Origin of the sequence: Pelomonas sp. CA6 (genome assembly GCF_022549225.1) — a bacterium.
GTDB lineage: Bacteria > Pseudomonadota > Gammaproteobacteria > Burkholderiales > Burkholderiaceae_C > Roseateles.
In genome coordinates, this window is record NZ_JAKZFD010000007.1 from 215776 (window position 1) to 240841 (window position 25066).

The following is a 25066-nucleotide window of genomic DNA, read 5'->3' on the forward strand; positions in this document are numbered from 1 at the left end:
ACGACGAGTCGGCCATAAAATCCTTCGCTTCGCCCGACTGCCCGGGCACCGCCTGCCGCTCCATGCCTGATACCTCCCGCCCGGACTCCCCGTCGACGGATAGACGCATCCGCTTCGCCCTGGTGGGCTGCGGGCGCATCGCCAAGAACCACATCGAGGCCCTGGCCCGCCATGGCGAGCGCGCCGAGCTGGTGGCGGTCTGCGACAACCGGCCGGAGGCACTGCAGGCCGCGATGGCGCAGACCGGCGTGCCGGGTTTTGCCTCGCTGGACGCGCTGCTGACCGGCAGCGACGCCGACGTCATCGTGCTGGCCACGCCCAGCGGGCTGCACTCGCAGCAGGCCATCCGCTGCGCGGCGGCGGGCCGCCACGTGGTCAGCGAGAAGCCGATGGCCACCAAGTTCGACGAGGGCATGGCCATGGTGCGCGCCTGTCGCGACGCCGGGGTCAAGCTGTTCGTGGTCAAGCAGAACCGGCTCAACGCCACCGTGCAGCTGGTCAAGCGGGCGCTGGACCAGGGGCGCTTCGGCCGCATCTTCATGAGCACGGTGAACGTGTTCTGGACCCGGCCGCAGAGCTATTACGACGCCGCGCGCTGGCGCGGCCGCTGGGACATGGACGGCGGCGCCTTCATGAACCAGGCCAGCCACTATGTGGACCTGCTGGATTGGCTGGTCGGGCCGGTGGACAACGTGCATGCCTACACCGCCACGCTGGCGCGCGACATCGAGGCCGAGGACACCGGCGTGATGAGCCTGCGCCTGCGCCACGGCGGCCTGGCCAGCATCAACGTCACCATGCTGACCTACCCGCAGAACCTGGAAGGCTCGATCACCCTGCTGGGCGAGCGCGGCACGGTGCGCATCGGCGGCACGGCGGTGAACAAGATCGAGCACTGGGCCTTCGACACACCGCACGAGGACGACGCCCTGGTGGCCAACGCGAGCTACGAGACCGCCAGCGTCTACGGCTTCGGCCACGCCGCCTACTACGACAACGTCATCAAGACCCTGCGCGGCGAGGCACAGGCCCAGGTGGACGGCTACGAGGGCTTGCGCTCGCTGGAGTTGCTGATCGCCTGCTACCGCAGCGCGCGCGACGGCCAGCGCGTGGGTCTGCCGCTGGTGTTCTGACCATGAGCAATTCCTACTGGGCGCATGAGAGCGCCATCGTCGACGATGGCGCTGAGATCGGCGCGGGCAGCAAGGTCTGGCACTTCAGCCATGTCTGCGGCGGCGCGCGCATCGGCGAGCGCTGCTCGCTGGGGCAGGGGGTGTTCGTCGGCAACGACGTGGTCATCGGCCACGGCGTGAAGATTCAGAACCATGTGTCGGTGTACGACGCGGTGACGCTGGAGGACGAGGTGTTCTGTGGCCCGTCCATGGTCTTCACCAACGTCTACAACCCGCGCGCCGCGGTGGTGCGCAAGAACGAGTACCGCCGCACCTGGGTGAAGCGCGGCGCCACGCTGGGGGCCAACTGCACCATCGTCTGCGGCGCCACCATCGGCGAGTACGCCTTCATCGGCGCCGGGGCGGTGGTCAAGGGCGACGTCCGGCCCTATGCGCTGATGGTGGGCGTGCCGGCCCGGCAGGTGGGCTGGATGAGCCGCCACGGCGAGAAGCTGCCGCTGCCCGTCACCGGCCAGGGCCGGGCGAGCTGCCCGGCCAGCGGCGACGTCTATGAACTCCACGGCCAGGCGTTGAGCCTGGTGAACGCATGAGCCAGCCTTCCCCTCTGCCCTTCATCGACCTGCAGACCCAGTACGCGGCGCTGAAGTCCTCGGTCAACGCGCGCATCCAGCGCGTGCTGGACCATGGCCAGTACATCATGGGCCCCGAGGTCAAGGAGCTGGAAGCGGCGCTGGCCGCCCATGCCGGCACGGCGCACTGCATCACGGTCGCCAGCGGCACCGAGGCCTTGCTGATCGCGATGATGGCGCTGGACGTCAAGCCCGGCGACGAGATCATCACCACGCCCTTCACCTTCGCCGCCACCGCCGAGACAATCGTGCTGCTGGGCGCGGTGCCGGTCTTCGTCGACATCGAGCCCGACACCTGCAACATTGACCCGCGCGCCATCGAAGCCGCGATCGGCCCGCGCACGCGTGCCATCCTGCCGGTGAGCCTGTACGGCCAGGTGGCCGACATGGACGAGATCAACGCGATCGCGGCCCGCCATGGGCTCGCGGTGATCGAGGACGCGGCGCAGAGCTTCGGCGCGCGCTACAAAGACCGCCGCAGCTGCGGCCTGTCCACCTGGGGCGCGACCAGCTTCTTTCCCAGCAAGCCGCTGGGCTGCTATGGCGACGGCGGAGCGCTGTTCACCAATGACGCCGCGCTGGCTCAGGCGGCGCGCGAGATCCGCGTCCATGGCCAGAGCCAGCGCTACACCCACACCCGGGTGGGCGTGGGCGGGCGCATGGACACGCTGCAGTGCGCTGTGGTGCTGGCCAAGCTGGAGCGTTTCGACTGGGAACTCGAGCAGCGTCTCGCGATCGGGGCACGCTACCAGCAGCGGCTTGCCGAGCTGCCGGTGCAGCGCCTGGCCGTGCGTCCGGACCGGGACTGCGTCTGGGCGCAGTTCACGGTCTTGCTGCGCGACGCGGCGCAGCGCACGGCGGTGCAGGCCTCGCTGCAGGCCCAGGGCATCCCCACCGCCATCCACTATCCGCGCCCGCTGCATCAGCAGCCGGTCTATACGGCGTATGCGCCGACCTGGGCGCTGCCGCATTCGGAAGCCGCGGCGCAGCGCGTGATCAGCCTGCCCATGAGCGCCGACCTGTCGGCGGCCGACCAGGACCGCGTGGTCGCCGCACTGGGCGAGGCGCTGGCCGGGGCACGGGACTGACGCACGGGATGGTCGGAGTCCGATCAGTTGGAACGGCGGGACTGCTGCGCGCCACGGCCACGCTGCTGGCCGGCGGCGCACTGGCGCAGGCCCTGCCGCTGCTGCTGGGGCCCTGGCTGACGCGGCTTTATTCGCCCGCCGAGTTCGGTCACTTCAGCCTGCTGTGGACCGTGGCGACCAATGTCGCAGTGGTGGGTTGCGCCCGCTACGAGTTCGCGCTGCCGCTGGCCGACGACGAGCCCGCGGCCCTGGCGCTGGCGGCGCTGTGCGCGCGGCTGCTGCTGGCGGTGACGCTGGCCAGCGCGGGGGCGGGGCTGGTCTGGTCCATGTGGCGTGACGAAGCCCTGGCGCTGTGGCTGCCACTGGCCGTGCTGTCCGGCGCCGCGGCGCAGGCGATGACGCTGTGGGCCACGCGCGCGCAAGCGGTCGCGGCCATGGCCTGGGCGCGCGTGCTGCAGTACGGCGGAGCGGCGCTGTTGCAGCTGCTGCTGGGGCTGGCGGCCTTTGGGGCCGTGGGGCTGGTGCTGGGCCCGGTGGTGGCCGGGCTGGGCGCGGCCTTGTGGCTGGCCGCCATGACGGCGCCGGCGGGCGGCTGGGCCGCGCTGTGGCGCCAGCCGGGCGCGGCGCTGCGCGAGCAGGCCGCCCGGCACAAGGATTTCCCGCTGCTGAACACGCCGCACGCCTTTGCCTCGGCGCTGCAGGACAGCCTGTCCATGCTCCTGCTGGCCGCCTGGCTGGGCGAAGCCTCGGCGGGCTACTGGGCGCTCGCGTTGCGCTATCTGAAGGCGCCGGCCGGACTGGTGGGCGGCGCGCTGTCGCAGACGCTCTATCCCCGGCTGGCGGCGGCCACGCAGCCGGCGCAGGCGCTGTCGCTGGTCCGCCGCAGCATGGCCGCGCTGGCGGCCATCGCGCTGCCGTTGGCGGCACTGCTGATGCTCTTCGGTCCGCAGCTCTTTGCCTGGGTGTTTGGCGAACGCTGGGCCGACGCCGGCGCGCTGGCGCGCGCGCTGGCGCCGTATATTGCGCTGCATTTCGTGGCCTCGCCGCTGGCGGTCACCACCATGGTGTGGCGCGCCCAGGCCTGGGCGCTGAAGCTGGCGCTGGTGGGGCAACTGGCCTTCGTGCTGGGGCTGGGCGTGGGCGTACAGCAGGGCGGCCTGATCGGCGCCGGCTGGGGCGTGTCCGCAGCGATGCTGCTGTATTTCGCTTACTACTTCTGGGCGCTGGCGACCTGGACCTTCGACGAGGTGACGCAATGACGGTGGCGACAAGCACCGCGAAGCCGGCGCATGCGCTGCGCCGGCTCTGGCAGCCCTGCAAGCGGCTGCTGTCGCGGCTGTGGGGAACGCGCATGGTGGGCGGCTTCGTGCGTGGCGACGGAGGCTTCCTGCCGCACACGCGCGTCAGCAACACGGCCTTCATCTTCGCGCCCGAGCGGCTGCAGGTGGAGGACCATGTCTTCATTGGCCACTTCAGCGTGCTGGATGCCACCTACGGGCTGCGCATCGGCGAGGGCTGCCAGATCGGCTTCTTCACCGGCATCTTCACCCACTCCAGCCATGCGGCGATACGCCTGTACGGGCGCGAGTACGTGCACACGGCGGAGAAAAAGGCCTACTTCACCGCGCCGGTGGAGATCGGCCCCTACAGCTTCATCGGCGCTCATGCCACGCTGCTGCCCGGCACCCGGCTGGGGCGCGGCAGCATCGTCTCGGCCTACAGCCTGGTCAGCGGCGAGCATCCGGACTTCGCCATCCTGGCCGGTCAGCCGGCCAAGGTCATCGGCGACACGCGGCGCATGGACGCCCGCCTGCTGCGCGAGCATCCCGACCTGATGCCGCATTACCAGGCCTGGGCGGGCGAATTGCCGCCGGGGCTGGACGCGGTGGAGAAGCCATGAGACTGGTGCTGATCGGCGATGGCGAGAGCCCGCATCTGCTGAAGTGGGCGCGCGCGCTGGCGCAGCAGAAGCCGGCGATTGAACTGTGGGCGGCCTCCACGCGCGGCTTCGCGCCGGAGTTCAGCTTTCTGCTGCCCGAGGATCGGCGCCTGGCGCTCAACACCCGTCCGGCCCAGGGCGGCGGCAACATGGCCGTGCTGGCCCAGCTGCCGCGCCTGGGGGCCTGGCTGAAGCGCGTGCAGCCGGACTGGCTGCATGCGCATTACCTGACCTCACACGGCACCCTGGCCTGGGCGGCCAAGCGCGGCTGGGGCCTGCGCGCGCGCATCGCCAGCTCGGCCTGGGGCAGCGACATCCTGGTGGCGCCGCAGCAGGGCTGGGCCTATCGCTGGCTGACGCAGAAGGTGCTGCGCGAGAGCAGCCTGTGCAGTTCCGACTCGGCCCACATGAGCGAGCGCATGCGCGAGCTGGGCGCGGCGGAGGTGATGACGTTTCCATTTGGCCTGGAATCACTGCCCAAGCAGAACGCGCGCAAGAACCCGTGGCAGTTCTTCGCCAACCGCGGGCTGGAGCCGATTTACCAGCCGCAGCGGGTGATCGATGTCTTCCGAGGCATTGCCGCGCGCCAGCCCGAGGCCCGGCTGATCGTCGCCAACGACGGTTCGCTGCGCGCCGAGCTGGAGGCCGCCGTGGCGCGGGCGGGCCTGGCGGAGCGGGTGCAATTCGTTGGCCGCCTGGACCCCAGCACGCAGGGGCGCTACTACGCGCAGTCGCGCTGGTATCTGAGTCTGCCGCGCAGCGATTCGGCCTCGGTCTCGGTGCTGGAGGCCATGGCGCATGAATGCCTGCCGCTGCTGTCGGACCTGCCGGCCAATCATGAGCTGTTGCGGCTGCCGCCCGGGGCGCCGCGCCATGGCCTGATCCTGCCCGAAGACATGGGCATGGGTGAGGGCGGGGCACAGGACGCTCTGCTGGCCGCGATGCAAGACCTGACCCCCACACCGGAGGCCGCCGCGGCCGCCGGCGCCGCCAACCGCGCCTGGGTGGCCGAGCACGCGATGTTCGGCCCCGCGGTGCAGCGCTTCGTGCAGCGACTGCGCGAGATCCAACAAGAATGAAGATCCTGCTGATCAACCACTATGCCGGCGCGCCGAAGTACGGCATGGAGTTCCGCCCCTACTACCTGAGCCGCGAATGGGTGCGCCAGGGCCACCAGGTGCTGATCCTGGCCGCCTCGCACTCGCATGTGCGCAGCCAGCAGCCCGGCCCCGGCGGCGAGACCCTGGACGGCATCGCCTACTGCTGGTACGGGACACCGGCTTACCAGGGCAATGGCTTCGGGCGACTGCGCAACATCGCGTCCTTCCTGCGCCAGGTCGGCAAGGACGCCGACATCCTCGCGCGCGAGTTCCAGCCCGACGTGGTGATCGCCTCCAGCACCTACCCGATGGACATCTGGGTGGCGCGCAAGATCGCCCGCCTGGCTCAGGCCCAGTTGGTCTACGAGGTGCACGACCTCTGGCCGCTGTCGCCCATCGAGCTGTCGGGCATGTCGCGTTGGCACCCGTTCGCGATGCTGTGCCAGAAGGCCGAGAACGACGCCTACCGCGACGCCGACGCGGTGGTCTCCATGCTGCCCAAGGTGCACGAGCACATGGCGGCGCACGGGTTGGATCTGAAGAAGCTGCACATCGTGCCCAATGGCATCACGCTGGATGAATGGGACGGCACGCCGCCGGCCCTGACCGACCCGGCGCTGGTGCAGCACCTGCAGGCGCAGCGCGCGGCCGGACGCGTGGTGGTGGGCTATGCCGGGTCCATGGGGTTGCCGAATGCGCTGGACGTGCTGCTGGATGCGGCGGCGCAGCTGCGCTCGTCCCCGGCCGACGGGGGCGCGGCGCTGAGCTTCGTGCTGGTGGGCGGTGGACATGAGTGCGAGCGTCTGAAGGCCCGCGTCCAGGCCGAGGGCCTGGACTCTGTGGCCTTCTTCCCGGCCATCCCCAAGGCGCAGATTCCCGCGCTGCTGGCGCAGTTCGACATCGCCTACATCGGCTGGCAGCGCACGCCCATCTATCGCTTTGGCATCGCGCCCAACAAGCTGATGGACTACATGATGGCCGAGCGCGCGGTGCTGCATTCGGTGGAGGCGGGCAACGACCCGGTGGCCGAGGCCGGCTGTGGCCTCACCGTGCCGCCCGAAGACTCGGTGGCCGTCGCCCAGGGCCTGCGCCGGCTGGCCGCGCTGTCTGCGGACGAGCGCGCCGAAATGGGACGCCGGGGCCGTGCCTTCGTGCTGGCGCACCACACCTATCCGGTGCTGGCGCGGCGCTTCCTGCAGGCCCTGGACGCCTGAACGGAGACCCCCGTGCCGGGCCGCGAACCGCTGGAGCAGGAGCTGCGCGAGATCGCGCGGCGCTATGCGCGCCGGCAGACCGCCTCCGGCGATGCGCCGGGCCTGGACCGCTACAGCCTGCTGCGCCCCGAGGTCTGGCAGATGCTGCAGGAGCGCCAGCGCGAACTGCTATGCCTGCTCGGTGGCGATGCCTCGCGCGCCGACATCACGGCGGGCAGCCAGGACCTGGTGATGCAGTGCACCGTGTTCTCGTCCATCCTGGACGATGCGCTGCAGCAGCGCCTGGCGGAGGCGATGTGGTCCTGGCTCAAGCCCGGCGGGGCCGTGCTCTGGTATGACTTCATCGTCGACAATCCACGCAACCGCGACGTGCGCGGCGTGCCGGTGGGCCGGGTTCGCCAGCTGTTTCCGCAGGGGGTGTTCCGCTGGCGCCGCGTCACGCTGGCGCCGCCGCTGGCGCCGCCGCTGGCGCGCGCTGTTTGCCGGCTGCATCCGGCCGCCTACACCTGGTTCAACTGTCTTCCCTTGCTGCGCAGCCACCGGCTGGCCCTGATCACCAAACCCGCATGAGCACCTCTTCCGACAAGCTGCCCTTCCTGCCCTTTGCGCTGCCCGAGATCGGCGACGAGGAAATCGCCGAGGTGGTGGACACTCTGCGCAGCGGCTGGGTCACCACCGGCCCCAAGGCCAAGCGCTTCGAGCAGGCCTTCGCCGAGTTCCTGGGCGAGCCGCAGATCGAGTGCATCGCCGTCAACTCCGCGACGGCCGGCCTGCACCTGGCGCTGGAAGCCCTGGGGCTGGGCCCGGGTGACGAGGTCATCACCACGACGCACACCTTCACCGCCACCGCCGAGGTGGTGCGCTACCTGGGCGCGGACGTGGTGCTGGTGGACATCGATCCGGCGACGATGAACATCGCCCTGGACCAGATCGAGGCCGCCATCACGCCGCGCACCAAGGCGATCATCCCGGTGCATTACGCCGGCCTGGCGGTGGACATGCTGGCGCTGCTGGACATCGCGCGCAAGCACGGGCTGAAGGTGGTCGAGGACGCGGCGCATGCGTTGCCGACCACGCTGGAGAAGGAGCTGATCGGCACGCTGGGCAGCAATGCCACGGTGTTCAGCTTCTATGCCAACAAGACGATGACCACGGGCGAGGGCGGCATGCTGGTGACGCGCGACCCGGCGCTGGCCCAGCGTGCCCGCGTGATGCGGCTGCATGGCATCAACCGCGACGCCTTCGACCGCTTCACCGCCAAGGTGCCCAGCTGGTACTACGAGATCGTCGCCCCGGGCTTCAAGTACAACCTGACCGACATCGCGGCGGCGCTGGGCCTGCACCAGCTCAAGCGGCTGCCGGCCTTCCAGGCGCGTCGCGAGCAGATCGCGGCGCGCTACTTCGAAGCCTTCGCGGACCTGCCGCTGATCCTGCCCCCGCGAGCCCCCAACGAGGACGTCCACAGCTGGCACCTGTACGTGCTGCGCCTGAGCAACGCGGCGACGGTCACGCGCGACGAGTTCATCGAGCGCATGTTCGCGCTGGGCATCGGCTGCAGCGTGCACTACGTGCCGCTGCACCAGCACCCTTACTGGAAGGAGCGCTACGGCCTGACGGCCGAGATGTTCCCGGAATCGCAGAAGGCGTACGAGCGTTTGGCGAGTATCCCAATCTATTCGGCGATGTCGGACGCGGATGTGGATCGGGTGATCTCGGCGGTGCGTCGCACCTTTGGAGCGGCGTGAACTCATGTTGAAGCGGCTGTTCGATGTCGTGATCGCTGCGGCTGGCTTGCTGGTACTCGCGCCGCTTTTCGCGCTGCTGGCGATCGCGATCAAGGTCGACTCACCGGGCCCGGTCTTCTTTCGGCAGGAGCGGGTGGGGCGGCACGGCTGTCTGTTCCGGATCTTCAAGTTCCGCACGATGTCGATGGAACCGCCTCGCACCGACGCCCAGGTCACCGTCGCCGGAGATCCGCGCATCACAAGAGTCGGACGCGTATTGCGGTCGAGCAAGCTCGACGAACTGCCGCAGCTGATCGACGTGCTTCGCGGCACTATGAGCTTGGTCGGGCCGAGGCCGGAGGTGCCCCGCTACGTCCAGCACTATCCCGAGGACTGGCGGCTGCGTCTGCTGAGCGTGCGCCCCGGCGTCACCGACTTCGCCTCGGTTCATTTTCGCAACGAGAACGAGCTGCTGGCCGACGCGTCGGACCCCGAACAGGAGTACCTGCGCGTGATCCTGCCCAGCAAGCTGCGGTACTCGCTGCGCTACGTCGACAATCATTCGCTCGCCAGCGATCTCCAGGTGATCGGCCTGACGTTGAAGACGATCGCCGCGCCCGCGCTCTCGACTGCAAGGAATGCCATGACGATCACCGATGTCCGCTTCTGGACCGGCGTGGAACAGCGTCTTTCCACGCTGGGCCGATGGAACCGACTCCGCGCCGTGTGCGCCGATGCCGTCCTGGTGCTGCTTTGCTGGCACCTGACCTACTTGTTCCGTCTCGGCTTCGAAGGCTGGCAGCCCGGACGGCCGGCCTATGACGACTACGTCCTGGCGGGTGTCGTCGCGACTTACCTCATCTGTCTGGGACTGGTCGGCATCTATCGGAGCCTCTGGCGGTTCTTCGGCTTCGACGACTTCCGGCGCTTGGTGGTCGGCGCGTTGCTGGGCGGATTGGTGAGCGCGTTCTGGATCCAGATGGCGCAGTTGACCGCCGTACCGCGGGCAGTGTTGGTGCTGCACCCGGTGTTCAGCATTCTGGCCTTCGCTATCGCGCGCATGGTCTACCGCCTGCTGTGGGAGCACGCCCGGCGGATGGTGGAGGGGCCACTCTTCGATGCGCGTCGCGCGATCGTGATCGGCGCTGGGGAGCGCGCGCGACGCCTCATTGCCGCGATCCATGGCCGCGAAGGATGGCATGTGCTGGCGATGCTGGACGACGACGAGGCCGCCCAGGGTCTGCGGATCGCTGGCGTGCGCGTGCAGGGGCGCCTGTCCGATCTTGAGTTGCCGCACCTGTTGGCTGGCGCCACGCACATTCTGGTTGCGGACGAGCAACTGTCCGATCAGCAGCGTGCGCTGATCGCGTCGGTCGCGGGTCGTCTTGGCTTGACGGTGATGACCGTCGAGGAGGGGATGACGATGAAGGCCGAGGAAGTGGCGGCCTGAAACGCGTCAGACGGGCCCACGGTCGCGGGCCCGTTTCCTGCGCTTGGGATCAGCCCTGCTGCTGCATGCGGGAGATCATTTCCGCGTTGACGACGTTCGCCGCGCGGAACTCGGGAACCAAGTTGCTCAGTTGGCGCAGGATCCCGTCACGGTCGTTCTGTACGCAGGCGGCCTGCAGGGATGCCAGCATCTTCTCCAGCAGCGAGGGCTCGATGTGGCGCTCGCGGGCGCACATCACGCGGCTGTGGCCGCTGGGGATGATGTCGTCGCCGATGAGCAGCTCCTCGTAGAGCTTTTCGCCTGGGCGCAGGCCGACGGCCTTGATCTCGATGTCGCCTTCCGGATGCTCATCGGTGCGCTCGGTCAGACCCGACAGACGGATCATCGATCGCGCCAGGTCGGCGATGCGCACCGGCTCGCCCATGTCCAGCACGAACACCTCGCCGCCGGTCGCCATCGCGCCGGCCTGGATGACCAGCTGGGCGGCTTCCGGAATCAGCATGAAGTAGCGGATGATGTCCGGATGCGTGATCGTGATGGGACCGCCATTCATGATCTGCTGGCGGAACAGCGGCACCACCGAACCCGACGAGCCCAGCACGTTGCCGAAGCGCACCATCGCGAAACGCGTGCGGGTGCTGGTCAGCGCGGCGCCCTGGAAGATCAGTTCCGCGACGCGCTTGGATGCGCCCATTGCGTTGGTCGGGCGCACGGCCTTGTCGGTCGAGATCAGGATGCAGGTCTCGACCTCGGCGCGCGCACAGGCCTGCGCGACCTGCAGGGAGCCGAACACGTTGTTCTGCACGCCCTGCTGCACGTTTTCCTCGACGATCGGCACATGCTTGTAGGCGGCCGCGTGATAGACCGTCTGCACGCCTTCCGTGCTCAGGATGTGATCCAGCAGCTCCGCATTGAGGACCGAGCCGAGTCGCGCCTGCACCTTAATGCCGGTACCGACGGCCTGGAGCTTGAGCTCCTGTTCAATGCTGTAAAGCGCGAACTCTGAGTGGTCCAGCAACACGATGCTGCTCGGCTTCTGGGCCAGCACCTGGCGGCAAAGTTCGCTGCCGATCGAACCGCCGGCACCCGTCACCATCACGACCTTGCCAGTCACGTTGAGCCGGATCAGACGGGGGTCGGGCGGAACCGCGTCACGGCCCAGGAGGTCCGCCACATCTAGATCGCGGATGTTGGCCAGACTGCCGCCACCGACCCAGTCGAACAGCGCGGGAAGGATCTTCACGGGCAGACCAGTCAGGCCCGCGCGCTCAGCCATCTCGCGCTTCTGCGTGGGGGTTGCCGAAGGCACCGCGATGACGATCTCGTCGATGTCGTAGCGGGCGGCGATCTCGCGGATGTCCTGCGGCGAATGCACCGGCAGGGCGCTCACCGACTTGCGCTGCAGCGAGCGGGCGTCGTCGAAGAAGCAGACGGGACGGTACTCGGTGCTGAACTGCATGGCTCGGGCCAACTGGACGCCGGCCTCGCCGGCGCCGTAGATGGCTGAGTTGACGCGGCGCCGACCCGCCAGATTGCGTCGCAGCATCGATCGCACGATGAAGCGCGAGTTCACCACGTAGGTGAAGGCCACGAACCAGAAGCTGGGCAGGACCGAGCGCGGGAAGACGCTGAAGTCGAAGGCGAAGGCGACCCCATAGGCGATCAGCACGGCCGCCGCCAGCGCGACGCTGGACGCCAGCAGGACCTTGAGGTCGATGTAGCGGACCACGGTGCGGTAGAGCCCCGCCACCGCGAGGATGGGGATGGCGAGCCAGGCGATGCCCAACTGCAGCGGGAGCGCCGTGTCCAGCGCGAGCTCGAAGGAGCCTAGACGCATGGCCACCGAAAGGAACATGCAGATGGGGAGGAAGACGGCGTCTCCCCCCACCATCAGCGCGACTTTCGCGCTGGCTGGCAGCGCCAGGAAATGCGTGATGGTTTTGCTTGTCATTCGAAGCGCGACACCGGGTTGCCAGCGTCGAGAAGAGTGATCCTTTCGAGCCGGATCACGTACTGCGTTTGACCCGCTAGTGTCGCACGTCGACTTGACGAACCCTTCCTACCTTGTGGGGATCTGTGGTGCGTGACGCCACAGTTCAGTGCGCCTGAACCTTGACCCCTTGCGCTGGCAGGATCTCTCCCTGGACGAGCACGGCGCGCTCCGCCACTCGCGCGCCGCCGCCGAGGCTGGCGGCAATGCCCACATGGGCGAAACGTTCCACCTGGCTGTCGTGATCCAGGACGGCACCGGCGTTGAGCAACGCTCCCTCGTCCACGCGACAGCCATGGCTGACGATCACGCCCGCCATGACGATGGCTCCCGCCCCCACTTCCGCTCCGCGAGCGACGTAGGCGCGCGGATGAATCACCGGCGGCAGCGCGAAACCGGCAGCCCGAGCGCGTTCGAACACCGCCTCCCGCACCGTGTTGCGACCGATGGCCACGACAACGGCGTCGGCCTGTGGTCGCAGGTCGGGCAGGCCACTGGATGCGGCCAGCACGGGCCAGCGCCCGGCACTAGTCAGATCCGGCCAGCGGTCGTCCACGAGGCCGACGATCTCCCAACCGCCGACGGCCTCCAGCGCCTCGGCCACGGCCAGTCCGAAGCCTCCCGCCCCCACGATCACGATACGGCGGCCGATCGGATTGGCGCCGGGCGCTGGCAGGTGGGCTGCTGGGGCTTCCATGGCGTCAGACCTCCTGGGCGGCGCGATCGCCGGCCTTGAAGCGGAATGCAAGTGCCACCAGGGGCGCATAGGCTATGACCAGTCCCAGCATGCCGTCCAGCCGGCCGAGGGCGACCGCGGCCGCAATCGGCAACAGCCAGACGGTGTTGATCGCGAATACCCAAAGGGTCACAGGCCGGTGCGCGCCCAGCTTGCGGGATGCGTACTGGTAGGCATGGCTGCGATGGGCTTCCGAGAAACGGTCGCCGCGACGCACGCGTCGCACCAGGGTGGTGGTGGCGTCGACCATGAAGCAGCCGATCAGGATGAGCCAGCTCCAGAACAGCTCCGGATGGGCGCGACCGCACCAAAGCGCGAGTGCGGCGACGATCAGGCCCAGGAAGCCGCTGCCGGCGTCACCCATGAAGATGCGCGCAGGCGGGAAGTTCCAGACCAGGAATCCCGCCACGCAGCAGGCCAGCAGCACGGCCGCGGTCCAGTTGCCGCTCGGCTCGCGCAGCGCCCACAGCAGGGCGCCATAGGCCGCGGCGGCCACGGCCTCGAGGCTGGCCAGCCCGTCGATCCCGTCCATGAAGTTGAACAGGTTGATCATCCAGACCAGGAAGAGTGCTGCCAGGGCGAAGCCGGCGATGCCCAGGTCCACGGTGAAGCCGAAAATCGGCATGGGTGGCACCGAGCCCAGGAAGTACAGGAACCAGCAGGCCGCCAGCAGGTGGCCGGCGAAACGCGTGCGCGCCTTCAAACCGCGTCGATCGTCGACGAAGCCCAGCACGGCGACCACAACTCCAGCGCCGGCGCTTCCCACCGCGAAATGGGGATCGATTCCCAGCAGCGGATGCAGGACGACCAGGGCGATGAGAAAGGTCACCACGAATGCGACACCGCCGCCGCGCGGCGTGGGCACCTTGTGGGAACTGCGCTCGTTGGGCCGGTCCATGAGGTTGGCCGACAGCGCGTAGCTGATCATGGCCCGGGTCAGGGCGATGGAGAGCAGCAGGCTGCCCAGGGAAGCGAGAACAAGGATCATGGTGTGGGGGCGCCGGGCCAGTCCCGGAGGGTTGCGGCGATCGCCTCTGACGTGGGCCGCGCGGGACGCCAGCCGGTGGCTTCCTGGAAGCCGGCGCCGTCGACACGCAGCGGGGCGAGCAGTTTATCGATTCGCGTGCGCTGCCCGGCCAGGACAGCCAGCGTGCGCAGCAGCGCCTCGGGGATCGCGACAACGCGCCAGCGCTCACGGCCGAAGGTCCATGCGGCGGTTCGGACGATCTCGGCCACCGAGGTGTCCGCGCCGTCGGCCACGACGAAAGTGCGCCGGGAGGCAGCCGGATGGGAACCCGCGACGACCAGCGCGTCCACCAGGTGATCGACGTGGATGAAGGTGCGCGGCGCCCGGATGCCCGCGAGTGGAATCAGCGGTGCCTTGGCCGCGATCGCGACGAGGCCGGCGAAGTTGCCGGGGCTGCCCGGGCCGTAGACCAGCGGCGGCCGCACGATGCAGTAGTCGCAGCCGCCCTCGGCCAGCAGCTCCGCCACACGCCGCTCCGCCAGCGCCTTGCTCAACGCGTAGGGGTCGACCGGCGCGGGCGGGGTGGCGTCGGAGAAGGCCGCGGCGTCCGTGCGGTTGCCCAGCACGCCGATGGAACTGGCCATCACCAGGCGCGTCACGCCGGTCGCGGCGCACGCGCGAGCCAGGGCCTCGGTCGGCACCACGTTCGCGGCGTGGAAGAGTGCCGCGTCGTCCTCGCCGGCGCTGCGCTGATGCGCCCGCGCCGCGAGATGGAAGACGGCTCGAGCGCCGCTCACCGCGTGCGCCAGGATGGCCTCGTCGGAGTAGTCGCCCACGGCGACTTCTCGGGAACCGGGTTCCGCGCCTTGGGCGGCGCCACCGCGCGTGAGCCCCACCACCTCGTGGCCGTCCGCGACCAGGCGGCGGATCAGATGACGCGCGACATAGCCCCGGGCGCCGGTGACGACGAACTTGCTCATGCCGCTGCGGGGATGGGGGTGGCGGGCATCAGCACGAAGATCAGGCGCAGCGCCAGAACCTCGGGCAGGCTGCGGCGGAACTGTCCGGCGTGACCGATGAGCCAGAGCCGGTCGGCCCAGCTCAGGCGTCGCAGGGCCCGCGCGCAGTCGGGGCTGGCGCCCGTGAGCTCCGCGATGATCACGATGTCATGGCGGTAGCGGCCCTCCTTGACGACGGCAAGCCGGCGCTGAACCGCCTTGAGGCCGAAGTTCACCCCGATCTCGTTGGATTGGTGCTGCCGGTAACGCATGGTCGATACGTTGTCGATGATCCAGCGATGACCATGGGCGCGCGCGTAGGCGTACAGGATCCAGTCGTGGACCCACAGCCGCGACAGCGCCGCGAAGTTGGCCGATACCCAGGCGCGCATCTCCAGGAAAAGCGCGCGCGTGAACACGAAGGTGCAGCCGGGGCCCGGTGAACCGAACACGTGGTCGAACTGCTTCTGGGCGTGGGACTTCTTGATGATCCGCGTCCGGCCGTCCGGCCAGAAGGCTTCCACGTCGCTCGAGTAGGCCGCCGCGCCGTCGGCGCGCAGTCGACCAATGGCACGGCCGACCTTGTCCGCGTGCCAGACGTCGTCCTGGTCGGCGAGCGCCACGTACTCGGCGTCGCCAATGTCGGCGTCGCGCACCAGGCGCAGAAAGTTCCGGTTGGCGCTGCCGAAGCGCTCGGCGTGGACGGGAAGGACGGTCAGCGCAAGCGTCGAGACGCGCTGCATCAGCACGCGCAGAGTGCCATCCGAGGACTGATCGTCACTGACGATGACGCGCAGGTTGACGCCTTGCTGGGCGCTCAGGCTGTCCAGTTGTTCGGGCAGCCAGCGCTCGCCGTTGTAGGTCGCCAGCAGGACGGCGCAGGAGGGAAGCGTGGAGGTCATGGGAAGGATCCGGACGAAGCGAAGGGGCGGGCGAGCGTTGGCGCGGTCACAGCCGAAGGCTGTCGTTGCGTCCTTCGACATCGGCCCAGCCATGGGCCACCGCCTGGAGCACCAGGCGCGCGCGGAAGAGCTTGCGATCCTCGAAGGCGACGATCCCGATCAGGCGGCGAAGCGCCCGCCCGGTCTCCCGCAGCAGCGCCGACGTCCTACGTTCTGCATGTCGGTGGACCAGCTTGAACTTGTTGCGGATCTCGTAATAGGAGCGTTCCGGACCGATCCCGCTGCGCCACGAGCTCAAGCCGAGGAGCGGGATGCGCGCCAGACGCTGCGGCGGTTCGATCTTTCGGACGATGACCGTGGCCGGCACTCGCAGGATGGCGTACCCGGCCTTGCGGATGCGCAGGCCGTAGTCCCAGTCGTCGCCGTCCATGTAGAAGTTGCGATACGGAAGGCCGACCTTCCGCATCACCGCCAGCGGCAGCAGGCAGCCCTCGAAGGTGATCGTGTCCACCGGGACTGGCCGGTCCGCGACCGGCTGATGCGCGCTCACGCGCGTGATGTCGGCCGCCGAGACCGTCGGCGCCCAGGGAAACTCGCGGCCAGACAGGTAGCGCCGTCCGCCCAGCAGCACGGCGCTGGGCTGCTCGCGGGCGACCTCGAGCAGCCGCTCCATGCAGTCGTCGGTCAGCTCGATGTCGTCGTCGCAGCAGAAGAAATGCGAGACCTGCTCATGGAGGGCCTCGGCGAACAGGCTGTTGAAGCCGCCGGAACTGCCGAAGTTGGCATCCGTCTTGACGTAGCGCAGTTGCGACGCAGGCACGCACTCGCGCGCGATGGCTTCGGCCGAGCCGGCCGGATCGTTGTCGTAGACGATGACGCGCAGGGCCGTCGCGCCGGTCTGGCGCATGAAGCTGCGCAGCAGGTCGCGCAGGAGCTCGGGCCGGCGATAGGACAGCACGCCCAGGGCGATGGAGAGGTCGTTCACGTCAGGTCCGGCCTTCTAGTTGTTGGAGATGCACAGCGGCGTCGAAGTTGACGAGGCGCTCGCCAGGCGCGGGCCGGGGTCCACGCGTGGGCGGATCGAATGCGGGCGCTGCCTCGTCTCGATGGATACGGACCTGCGGGTGGGCGCCGTACACGGAGCTGACCCCGGGCCAGTCGGTGGTCAGCACCCGACAGCCGCACATGGCTGCTTCGGTCATGACGTTGCTGAACGTCTCGTAGCGCGAGGTACAGATGAGGAGGTCCGCCTGCTGGTAATACGCGCGAAGGTTGCCGACATGACCGGCGATGGTCGCCGGCAGACCCTGCGAATCGATCCTGGCCTGGAGTTCCTCGCGCATCGGACCGTCGCCGCACAGCAGCAGATGGGCGCCGAGATCTCGATTCGCGGTCACCCAGTCCAGCGCCAGATGCGGTTGCTTCTCAGGGCTCAGCGCGCCGACGAACACCGTCCGCAAGCTCGTCCCCTCGGGCCAGTCGACCGGCAATGCCAGGGTCACTGCGGGCGCCAGGACGATGGGGTTGTCGATCTGCTCGACGTGGGTTGGGATCTCGGCGAAGTGCCGCTCGAGATCGGCGCCGATGACCGAACTAGGGGCCACCACGGCGTCGGCCATCCGCAGCATGCCCGCATACAAGGAGCGGATGACACGGCGGCCCAGTCCGCCGCGACGCTCGTAGTGCGTGTGCGGGACGCAGTGCTCCCACAGGACGAGGCGGGTACGCGGGCGGCCAAACAGGCCTCGCAGACGCGCCCACGCGAACGCGGCGAACGGAACGGCCATATGGCCGTTGACGTAGCACAGCGTGACAGTTTGGCAGGCCTGCTGGCCGCGTGCGATCTCTGCCATGGTCGCCGAAACGGCTTCGGCCTTGCCCTGGACTTGGCGCTCGCGCAGATGGTCGCCTTTCACGTCGAAGGCCTTGCCGAGCGAGATCACCGACAACCAGCTGGCAGGGGGGGCGTCCGTCAACAGATTGCGCACGGCGCGCTCGGCGCCACGCGGTCCGTCTCCGTGGGTGATGAAGACGATCATGACCGGACGTATGCGCGGTTGAAGTGTTCCGCCAGCTGGCGGCAGTCGCTCTCGACGACATGCGGAAAGTCGGCGGGCAGATCGATGCCCTCGACGGCCTTGGCGGTCAGAAACAGCGGGACACCGTGCTCCAGGGCGTTCAGGACCTTGATCTTCACGCCTGCGCCGCTGTCCAGCGGCGCGACGAAAACGTCGATGCCATCGAAGAACTCGCTCAGGTCATCGACGAAGCCGAGTTTCTCGATCGACGGACAGTCGGACAGTTGCTCCGAGCCGGGACCGGCGATGCGCACGCGCAGGCCCTCACGGACCTCCGGTTCAAGCGCGTCCAGGAAGGCCTGGGCGCCGCTGCTGTTCTCCGGGCGATTCCAGGCGCCCAGCAGACCGACGCGTACGCCGGGGCCGAGTCTCAGCGACTGACGCTCTGGCGCGCGGTTGCCGGCCGATCCGCAGGCCAGCAGCGCCGGCAGATCCAGTACGCGGACCTGGCAGCGCACGCCGTCAGCGAGCATGTCGCGATCCTTGTCGGAGAGGAAGACGAGCGTCGATGTGGCGGGAAGCCAGCGCACCAGACGGCGTTCCCAGAAGCGAACCAGGCGCCAGAACGGGCGGCGCATCCCCGCATGCGAGCGCCACATGTCGTGCATCACGTCGTGGACCACGATCTCCGACTCCAGGCGCCGCGCCAGCAGCGGATAGATCAGCATCTGGTTGTAGTTAAAGGTCGCCTTCTGGCGACCGAGCGAGCGCAGATGGCCCAGAAGTCCGAACGAAAAACGGGAGAAGAAGTCGAACGGAAGCACCGGCAGCAGCAGCTGCATCAGACCCAGCGCGGGCAGACCCATCGACCGGAAGTGGCGAGTCGCCACGGCAGAGGGCTGGCCGCGGTGGATCTCGACGACCCCGGCGGTTCCTTCGGCGTGTTCCTTGCGCAGCAGCGCCAGCATCACCACGCCGCCGCCATGCCGCTCATCGATCGGCTGGGGGGATAGGAAAAGACTTTTCATAGAGACGGACGATCAGCGCCGACATCAGCAGATTGAGCGCGAACGAAGACATGTAGATGGTGTTCCAGCCGCCCAGCAGAGGCAGACCGCCGGCGGCGGGAAGGATCCGGGCGTACAGGAACAGGCGCCCGCGGGTCATGCGCATGCGGCTGTCGATCAGCTTGTAGAGCACGCCCAGCGAGAACAGGAAGACGACGCCGAAGATCAGCATCAGGTCCGAGGACATCATCTCGGCCACGATGCCGACGATGCGGGTGATGTTCTCCTGGTCAAAGCCTGGACCCGCCAGAGCGGTGGCCTGCGTGTCCGACGAGTACAGCTTGTCGACGAACAGACCGCGAGGGAGAAGGTTATAGAGAAACGGAATCGCCGGCAGCTGGAGCTGGGAGAGGCTGGTCTCGGCGGCCTGCATCACGTCGAGATAGTCCAGTCGCTGCAGGATCAGGTCGAGCAGAAGGCCGCTGACGTTGAGCAGGTCCGGTGCGGCCCCGATGATCTCCTCCAACGACTTGCCCGTCTGCGAGCTCAGCCGCACGACCCCCAGCGATGCGATCAGCAGCAGGGCCGCCAGCGCGAAGGACAGGGCCGCCAGCGGGCTGAATCCGCGCCGGCCGATCAGGAAGCACTTGATCACGATCACCGTCAGCACGAAGTCCACCAGCGGCGCCCGGATCGACAGCAGCGGGAACCAGGCCAGGCTGATCAGGATCGCGAGGACGCGATGAGCCAGCGGCGCCGGAGCGAAGAAGATGTAGATCGCCGTGACGATCAGAAAGTTGGTCCACAGCGTCTGGAAGAGGATGTTGCCGCCGTTGCCCAGCGCCCATCGCGCCGTGATCGGATCGGCGATCGCCGAGATCGGCGTCTGACCGACCAGCGCCAGATGCAGCGCCACCAACGCCACGCCGGCCAGCGCGGGCAAGTAGACGTTGGGCATCTTCACCACCACATCGGGCGGCGGCGGTGGCGCGGCCTGATGATCGCACAGCAGCGTGCCCAGCAGGGTGCCCAGCAGGAACACGCAGAAGGCGCCGATCACGTACTGCGGCACCTGCGTGCCCGACTGGAAATATTCCGAGACGAGGACCGGTTTGAGGAAGGCATACAGCGCGAAGTTCGCGCAGGCCAGGAAGGTCAGCGTGAACGCCCGCCGGGTGCCCAGCACCAGCGCCACGAGCAGCGCCAGCCCCACGAGCCGGTAGAAGTCGACGAAGTCCATCGCTCGCTTACCGATCCCCGGACAGGGCCTCGTAGCCGCTGATCAGGCTCTGGTTGCTCCAGAGGTAGTCCCATTCGCCGAAGCGCCCGCAGCTCAGGATGCCGTGCTCCTTGACGTGGGCGCGGACGATGTCGCGATCAGCCTCCATACCGCGGTCGAAGATCACGTTGCCGTAGGGCAGGCGCCGGTGGTCGTAGAAGCGCACGGCGGCCGGATCGCACAGCCCCAGCCGTTCGAGCGTCAGGCGTGCGTTGTCGATCAGCGCCTGCTTCGTGTAGCGCGACTCGGTGCCCCGCGAGTACACCTCGAACTGCAGCGAGCTGCAGCCCGCCGGCGCGTTGTCCGGCGATTTCTTGGACGGCGAGTAGATGCGGCTCGCCAGCAGGTCCTCGTCGTAGATGTAGAGCCAGAGCGGGAAGTCTTCGGGGCTGTCGATGCCCACCGAGATCAGGTCGATGCTGGTGGCCTTCAGACGTGATGCGGCGTTGAGCACCGGCGCGGGAGCGTCCATCAGGCGCGCTAGCACCGGCAGCGGCAGCGTGCTGACCAGGCGGTCGTAGCCGACGCGGGTGCCGTCGGCGAAAGTCACGACGCGCTGGACGGGATCGACGGCGACGGCCGCGTGCCCTGTGCGGATCTCCGACTCGTCGATCAGACCCTGGATGAAGGCCTTGTAGCCGCCCTTCTCGGGGTAGCGCATCTCCTTCGTGTAATAGGTGTTGGGCGTCTCGTCGGTGAAGGCACCGAACAGGATCTCGCCCAGTTCCGCGCGGCGCATCCGGTTGCCGATCCAGGTGGTCGACAGATCCTGGGCCGGCGTGGCCCAGTACTTGGTCGTGTACTTGATCGGGAAGCGCTCGGCGATGGCATCGCCGTACTGATGGCGCAGCCAGTGCTCGTAGTCCTCGCCGCCGAGTTCGGCGGGGCGTGCGAGGAAGGACTGGATCAGGTCCACCTTTTGCTGCGGCGGCAGCGGATGCAGGTTGTTCTGCACCGGATGCTTCAGCCAGCGACCGTCCTCGAAGCAGGTGCTGTCGGCCGGATGCGTCAGGTAAGGGGTGCGGTCGAAAATCTCGCGCACCAGCGGCTCGCTGGCGAAGCTCAGGTGCACCGCATGATCGAAGCGGAAACCGTCCACCTCGAAGTTGTCCAGAAGACCGCCGGATCGGTGGCGGGCTTCGAAGAGGACCGCGCGGCGGCCCTGGCGGCGCGCCGCGAGAGCCGCGCCCAGGCCGGCGATGCCGGCGCCCAGTACGACGATGTCGATGTGTTCCATGATGGCTCAGCCGTGGGCGCGCAAGGCGACGACGTATCGGGTCAGACTGGTCTTCCAGTCCGGCATGGGGGCGTAGCCCTGCGCGTCGAAACGCCAATTCAGGGCGCTCTCGTTGGGGGACACGCGGGCCACGCGCTTGAAGCCGCCGTCGCCGGTGGCCGGCACGGCGCGCAGGGCCAGGCCGGCGGCGTCGAGGATGGCCTGCACGTACTCCAGTCGGCTCGCGTGGCCGGTGTTCACGGCGTTGAACGTGCCGGACTCGTCGCGATCCAAGGCCTGAAGCAGGCGATCGGCGACATCATCGGTGAAGCTGGGGTTGCCGCGTTGCAGCGGATTGGCGGCCATCTCTGTGCGTCCGGCCTGCAGGGCCGCCGTCGCTTCCTCGAGTCGGCGGGCGACGAAATTCTTGGGCTTGATCGTGCTGCCGCCGAAGAGCCATCCGGTGCGCAGCACCAGGTTGCGGCGCGAGAAGGCCAGCACCGACTGCTCCGCCAGATGCTTGGCGCGATGGTGGTGGGTCGGGGGTTCGGCCGCGTCGTACTCGGCGTAGGGCAGATCCTGCCGCGGGCCGTAGACACCGGTGCTGGAGATGAAGACCAGCTTGCGCCCTTCCAGATGGCAGGCCTCGGCGACCAGCTCGCTGAGCAGCAGGTTGTCGCGGTAGCAAACCGCCGGATCCAGCTCGCAAGCCTCGACGTTCGTGTTGGCGGCAGCGTGGATCACGACGTCCGCGTCGGCGGCGACGGCGCGCAGGCGTCCTCGCCCCTCGATCAGTTGCTCGCGGGGGACGGGGACGATCGTGTGGCCCGCGGCGGAAGCCCGGGCCGACAGGGCTTCGCCGAAGATGCCGGAGGCGCCGGTGAGAGCGATGCGCATGTCAGGCCGCCGAGCCGATGGGGTAGGTCTCCAGCTCGACGTTGACCGCCTCGTCGGGGTCATGCTCGATGCTGGCTAGGTTCAGGACCAGGCTGGGGGCGTCGGACCGGCCACCGAAGGCCATCCACAGGCCCGGCGGCACGTGAAGCCGGCCGTAGGTGCTGGCGTCGGTGCTTAGCACGAAGGTCTCGGTGACGCCGCTGCGGTCGTCATGCACGTGGAAAGCCACCTCGCCCTGCACGACCACCAGGTTCATGTGCATGCGGCGATGCTTCTTCCAGCCCTTCGTCTGGCCGGGCAGGATCGTGGTGAAGTAGGCCTCCCCGAATCCCTGGAACGAGGCCTCCGACGCCTTCAGCGCGTGACGGATGTCGCCCTTGGGATGGGCGATCACGCGCAGGGGCGTGACGCTTGCGCGCACGGCGCTCACTTGGCCCATGTGACCTCCCGGTCGGCGGCCAGGGTTTCGTACTCCTGGATCTGTGCCAGCGTCAGGGCGTACATGTCGGCGTGATTGCGGTAGTGATCGAAGTACCAGTGACCCACGAGGCGAACCACCTCGTCATAGTTGAGCGTCGCCTGCCATTGCAGATGGAACAGAGCCTTGTCGCAATTCAGCTTCAGCAGGCCGGCCTCATGGAAGGGGATGTTGTCGGTGACGCGGTAGGCGTCTTCCGGCGAAGCGAAGTCCCAGTGCTCGGACAGGTCGCTCATCAGCTGCAGGACGGTGTGGTTCTGCTCGGCGCGCGGGCCGAAGTTGAAGGACTCGCCGTGCAGCGACGCATCCTTGCTCAGGCGCTCCGCGAGCGTCAGGTAGCCGCTGAGCGGCTCCAGCACGTGTTGCCAGGGGCGCGTCGCGCTCGGGCTGCGCAGCTCCACGGAACGGCCCTCGGACCAGTTGCGCATGCAGTCCACGACGATGCGGTCCTTGGCCCAGTCGCCGCCGCCGATCACGTTGCCCGCGCGGCCGGTGGCCAGGCGCACGCGGCAGTCGGGCCGCTTGAAGAAGGAGTGGTGATAGGCGTGGAAGACCACTTCGGCGGCACCCTTGGAGCCGCTGTAGATGTCACGGCCACCGACGGCGTCCGTTTCCTTGTAGCCCCAGACCCATTCGACGTTCTCATAGCATTTGTCCGAGGTGACGATGATGACGGTGCAGTCCGGGTTGAGCAGACGCAGCGCCTCCAGCACGTTGGCGGTGCCCATGATGTTGCTGGACAGCGTGCCGATGGGGTCGGTGTACGACAGCGAGACGATCGGTTGAGCGGCCAGGTGGAAGATGAAGTCGGGCTTGGTCTCGTCGATCGTGCGCATCAGCAGCGGCAAGTCGCGCACGTCACCCAGACGGTGGTCGATGCGTTCGGCCAGCCCGGCCGTCTCGAACAGCGAGGGGGTCGTGGGGATCTCGTTCGAGTAGCCCACGATGTCCGCGCCGAGCTTGGTCAGCCAGACGGTGAGCCAGCTTCCCTTGAATCCGGTGTGGCCGGTGATCAGGACCTTCTTGCCCCGGAATGTGTCGTTGAAGATCATGTGCTTTCCTTGATTCGATGGGTGTTGTGCTGCAGCAGGGCCATGGCGATCAGCGCCGCGGCGATGGCCCACTCGATGACGACCCAGGACACGGCGGCGCCCTGGACGCCTTGGCGCGTCATGAGCACCAGGCACAGGGGAACGTTGACCGCGGCGGCGGCGAGCACCACCCGGTTGAGGCTGCGATCCTGCCCGTCCACGAGCAGGAAATGGAAACTGATGACGCTGCTGATGGCGATCGCCGGCACGACGATCGCCTGGATGCGCAGGATGTCCGAGGCCAGTTCATGCGCGCTGCCGAAGAGCAGGCGGGACAGCATGGGTGCCGCCAGCCAGACGGTCGCCGCGCCCAGCAGGCCCAGGCACAGCATCCCGCCGATGGCGATCAGCCGCGCCCGCTGCAAGTTGCTGTCTCCCGCTGCCCGCATGGCGACGAACTTCGGGAAGACCGCCGCCGAGATCTGGCTGAAGAAGCCCAGGCCCGCGCGCATGATGCGGTCGGCCGAGGCGTAGGCGCCGATCTGCGCCGCGCTGAAGAAATGGCCGGCCAGGATCAGGTTGAAGGACGTGTACAGGCTGACGTAGATCTGGAACTTGAACAAGCCCAGACCCGAAGACAGACTGCGACGGGCGCTCGCGAACGAGTAGCCGCCCAGACGCGCCTGGCCGAGCATGCGCCGCATGCGCAGCGTCAGGTAGCAGGTCGTGGCCAGGCGAGGTGCCAGGACCAGCAGCGGCAGCATGACGGCCTGGTTGGCGGGAGTGACGAGCGTGGTCACCAGACCCAGCGTCGCCGCTGCCCCGGCGAGCTCCGCGCCAGCGATGTCGCGCAGCCGATGCGTACCCTGGAAGTAGTACTGCGGCACCAGCGCGGTCAGTGCGCCGTAGGCCCAGGCCACCGCCACCCATTGCGGGGCAGAGGCGAACTGCGGCGACCACAGCAGCAGACCGAGTGCGGGCAGGGCAGCGCCGGCTGCGAGCGTGAACCGCGCGTTCTGGGTGTCCGTGGCGATGTGGGCGATGGCCTCGGGTGTGACGGCCGACGAGACCTGGCGGGTCGCCGAGAGGTTGAAGCCGAATTCGATGAACAGGCTCAGCCACTGGGCGACGGCCATGGCGTACATGTAGACGCCATAGTCGGCCGCGTCCAGCCGATGCGAAAGCACCGGCAGCAGGAGCAACGGCATGACCAGCCGCGCCGCATAGGCGAGGTTGGCCACCAGGATGTTGACTGCAAGCACGTCACGGG

23 protein-coding genes and 1 pseudogene are annotated in these 25066 nt (G+C 68.3%); 10 read left to right on the forward strand and 14 right to left on the reverse strand.

All coding sequences use genetic code 11. The features are described from left to right. Positions 1-62 precede the first annotated feature (62 nt). The 10 genes and pseudogenes from LZ017_RS13565 to LZ017_RS13610 form a co-directional block, all read left to right on the forward strand. Positions 63-1133, forward strand: a complete 1071-nt coding sequence (locus LZ017_RS13565) for a Gfo/Idh/MocA family protein (RefSeq protein ID WP_241397379.1) — start codon at positions 63-65, stop codon at positions 1131-1133. 2 nt (positions 1134-1135) lie between these two features. Continuing rightward, positions 1136-1723: an acetyltransferase gene (locus tag LZ017_RS13570; RefSeq protein ID WP_241397380.1), complete on the forward strand. Its 588-nt coding sequence runs from the start codon at positions 1136-1138 to the stop codon at positions 1721-1723. Positions 1724-1737: 14 nt separating this feature from the next. Then, positions 1738-2850: a DegT/DnrJ/EryC1/StrS aminotransferase family protein gene (locus LZ017_RS13575; protein ID WP_241397447.1), complete on the forward strand. Its 1113-nt coding sequence runs from the start codon at positions 1738-1740 to the stop codon at positions 2848-2850. Positions 2851-2858: 8 nt separating this feature from the next. Further along, positions 2859-4109 carry a lipopolysaccharide biosynthesis protein gene (locus LZ017_RS13580; RefSeq protein WP_241397381.1) on the forward strand — a complete coding sequence of 417 codons (1251 nt, stop codon included), beginning with the start codon at positions 2859-2861 and terminating at the stop codon, positions 4107-4109. Beyond that, a complete protein-coding gene (locus LZ017_RS13585; protein ID WP_241397382.1) occupies positions 4106-4750 on the forward strand; it encodes an acyltransferase in 645 nt (214 codons plus the stop codon). Before LZ017_RS13580 ends, LZ017_RS13585 begins: the two co-directional genes overlap by 4 nt. Beyond that, a complete protein-coding gene (locus LZ017_RS13590; protein WP_241397383.1) occupies positions 4747-5868 on the forward strand; it encodes a glycosyltransferase in 1122 nt (373 codons plus the stop codon). Before LZ017_RS13585 ends, LZ017_RS13590 begins: the two co-directional genes overlap by 4 nt. Further along, positions 5865-7103, forward strand: a complete 1239-nt coding sequence (locus tag LZ017_RS13595) for a glycosyltransferase family 4 protein (protein ID WP_241397384.1) — start codon at positions 5865-5867, stop codon at positions 7101-7103. Before LZ017_RS13590 ends, LZ017_RS13595 begins: the two co-directional genes overlap by 4 nt. Positions 7104-7115: 12 nt before the next feature. Next, complete coding sequence (locus LZ017_RS13600) at positions 7116-7673, forward strand: hypothetical protein (protein ID WP_241397385.1); 558 nt, start codon at positions 7116-7118, stop codon at positions 7671-7673. Continuing rightward, entirely contained in the window at positions 7670-8848 is a 1179-nt protein-coding gene (locus LZ017_RS13605; RefSeq protein ID WP_241397386.1) for a DegT/DnrJ/EryC1/StrS aminotransferase family protein, read from the forward strand. Before LZ017_RS13600 ends, LZ017_RS13605 begins: the two co-directional genes overlap by 4 nt. Before the next feature lie 4 nt (positions 8849-8852). Then, positions 8853-9440 (forward strand): annotated as a pseudogene (locus LZ017_RS13610) (sugar transferase); the annotation flags it as partial. 886 nt (positions 9441-10326) lie between these two features. Here LZ017_RS13610 and LZ017_RS13615 read toward each other — a convergent pair. From LZ017_RS13615 to LZ017_RS13680, 14 genes are all read right to left on the reverse strand, one after another. Next, complete coding sequence (locus tag LZ017_RS13615; RefSeq protein WP_241397387.1) at positions 10327-12228, reverse strand: nucleoside-diphosphate sugar epimerase/dehydratase; 1902 nt, start codon at positions 12226-12228, stop codon at positions 10327-10329. A gap of 145 nt (positions 12229-12373) precedes the next feature. Continuing rightward, positions 12374-12964, reverse strand: a complete 591-nt coding sequence (locus LZ017_RS13620) for an acetyltransferase (protein ID WP_241397388.1) — start codon at positions 12962-12964, stop codon at positions 12374-12376. A 4-nt stretch (positions 12965-12968) separates the two neighbouring features. Beyond that, complete coding sequence (locus LZ017_RS13625) at positions 12969-13991, reverse strand: glycosyltransferase family 4 protein (RefSeq protein WP_241397389.1); 1023 nt, start codon at positions 13989-13991, stop codon at positions 12969-12971. Then, the gene (locus LZ017_RS13630; RefSeq protein WP_241397390.1) at positions 13988-14950 is read right to left on the reverse strand and encodes an NAD-dependent epimerase/dehydratase family protein; all 963 of its coding nucleotides are present in this window, start codon (positions 14948-14950) and stop codon (positions 13988-13990) included. Before LZ017_RS13630 ends, LZ017_RS13625 begins: the two co-directional genes overlap by 4 nt. Further along, complete coding sequence (locus LZ017_RS13635) at positions 14947-15870, reverse strand: glycosyltransferase (RefSeq protein ID WP_241397391.1); 924 nt, start codon at positions 15868-15870, stop codon at positions 14947-14949. Before LZ017_RS13635 ends, LZ017_RS13630 begins: the two co-directional genes overlap by 4 nt. A 46-nt stretch (positions 15871-15916) precedes the next feature. Then, entirely contained in the window at positions 15917-16855 is a 939-nt protein-coding gene (locus LZ017_RS13640) for a glycosyltransferase (RefSeq protein ID WP_241397392.1), read from the reverse strand. 1 nt (position 16856) lies between these two features. Then, positions 16857-17909: a glycosyltransferase gene (locus LZ017_RS13645; protein ID WP_241397393.1), complete on the reverse strand. Its 1053-nt coding sequence runs from the start codon at positions 17907-17909 to the stop codon at positions 16857-16859. Then, the gene (locus LZ017_RS13650; protein WP_241397394.1) at positions 17906-18856 is read right to left on the reverse strand and encodes a glycosyltransferase family 4 protein; all 951 of its coding nucleotides are present in this window, start codon (positions 18854-18856) and stop codon (positions 17906-17908) included. The genes LZ017_RS13645 and LZ017_RS13650 overlap by 4 nt, the downstream gene beginning before the upstream one ends. A gap of 22 nt (positions 18857-18878) precedes the next feature. Continuing rightward, positions 18879-20135, reverse strand: a complete 1257-nt coding sequence (locus LZ017_RS13655) for a hypothetical protein (RefSeq protein ID WP_241397395.1) — start codon at positions 20133-20135, stop codon at positions 18879-18881. 7 nt (positions 20136-20142) lie between these two features. Next, positions 20143-21411 (reverse strand): NAD(P)/FAD-dependent oxidoreductase, encoded by a 1269-nt coding sequence (locus LZ017_RS13660; protein ID WP_241397396.1) that lies wholly within the window; start codon positions 21409-21411, stop codon positions 20143-20145. Positions 21412-21417: 6 nt separating this feature from the next. Beyond that, complete coding sequence (locus LZ017_RS13665; protein ID WP_241397397.1) at positions 21418-22287, reverse strand: sugar nucleotide-binding protein; 870 nt, start codon at positions 22285-22287, stop codon at positions 21418-21420. Between the two features lies 1 nt (position 22288). Further along, positions 22289-22726: a WxcM-like domain-containing protein gene (locus tag LZ017_RS13670; RefSeq protein WP_241397398.1), complete on the reverse strand. Its 438-nt coding sequence runs from the start codon at positions 22724-22726 to the stop codon at positions 22289-22291. Next, complete coding sequence (gene rfbG, locus LZ017_RS13675; protein ID WP_241397399.1) at positions 22714-23817, reverse strand: CDP-glucose 4,6-dehydratase; 1104 nt, start codon at positions 23815-23817, stop codon at positions 22714-22716. Before rfbG ends, LZ017_RS13670 begins: the two co-directional genes overlap by 13 nt. Then, positions 23814-25058, reverse strand: a complete 1245-nt coding sequence (locus LZ017_RS13680) for an oligosaccharide flippase family protein (protein WP_241397400.1) — start codon at positions 25056-25058, stop codon at positions 23814-23816. Before LZ017_RS13680 ends, rfbG begins: the two co-directional genes overlap by 4 nt. Positions 25059-25066: the final 8 nt, after the last annotated feature.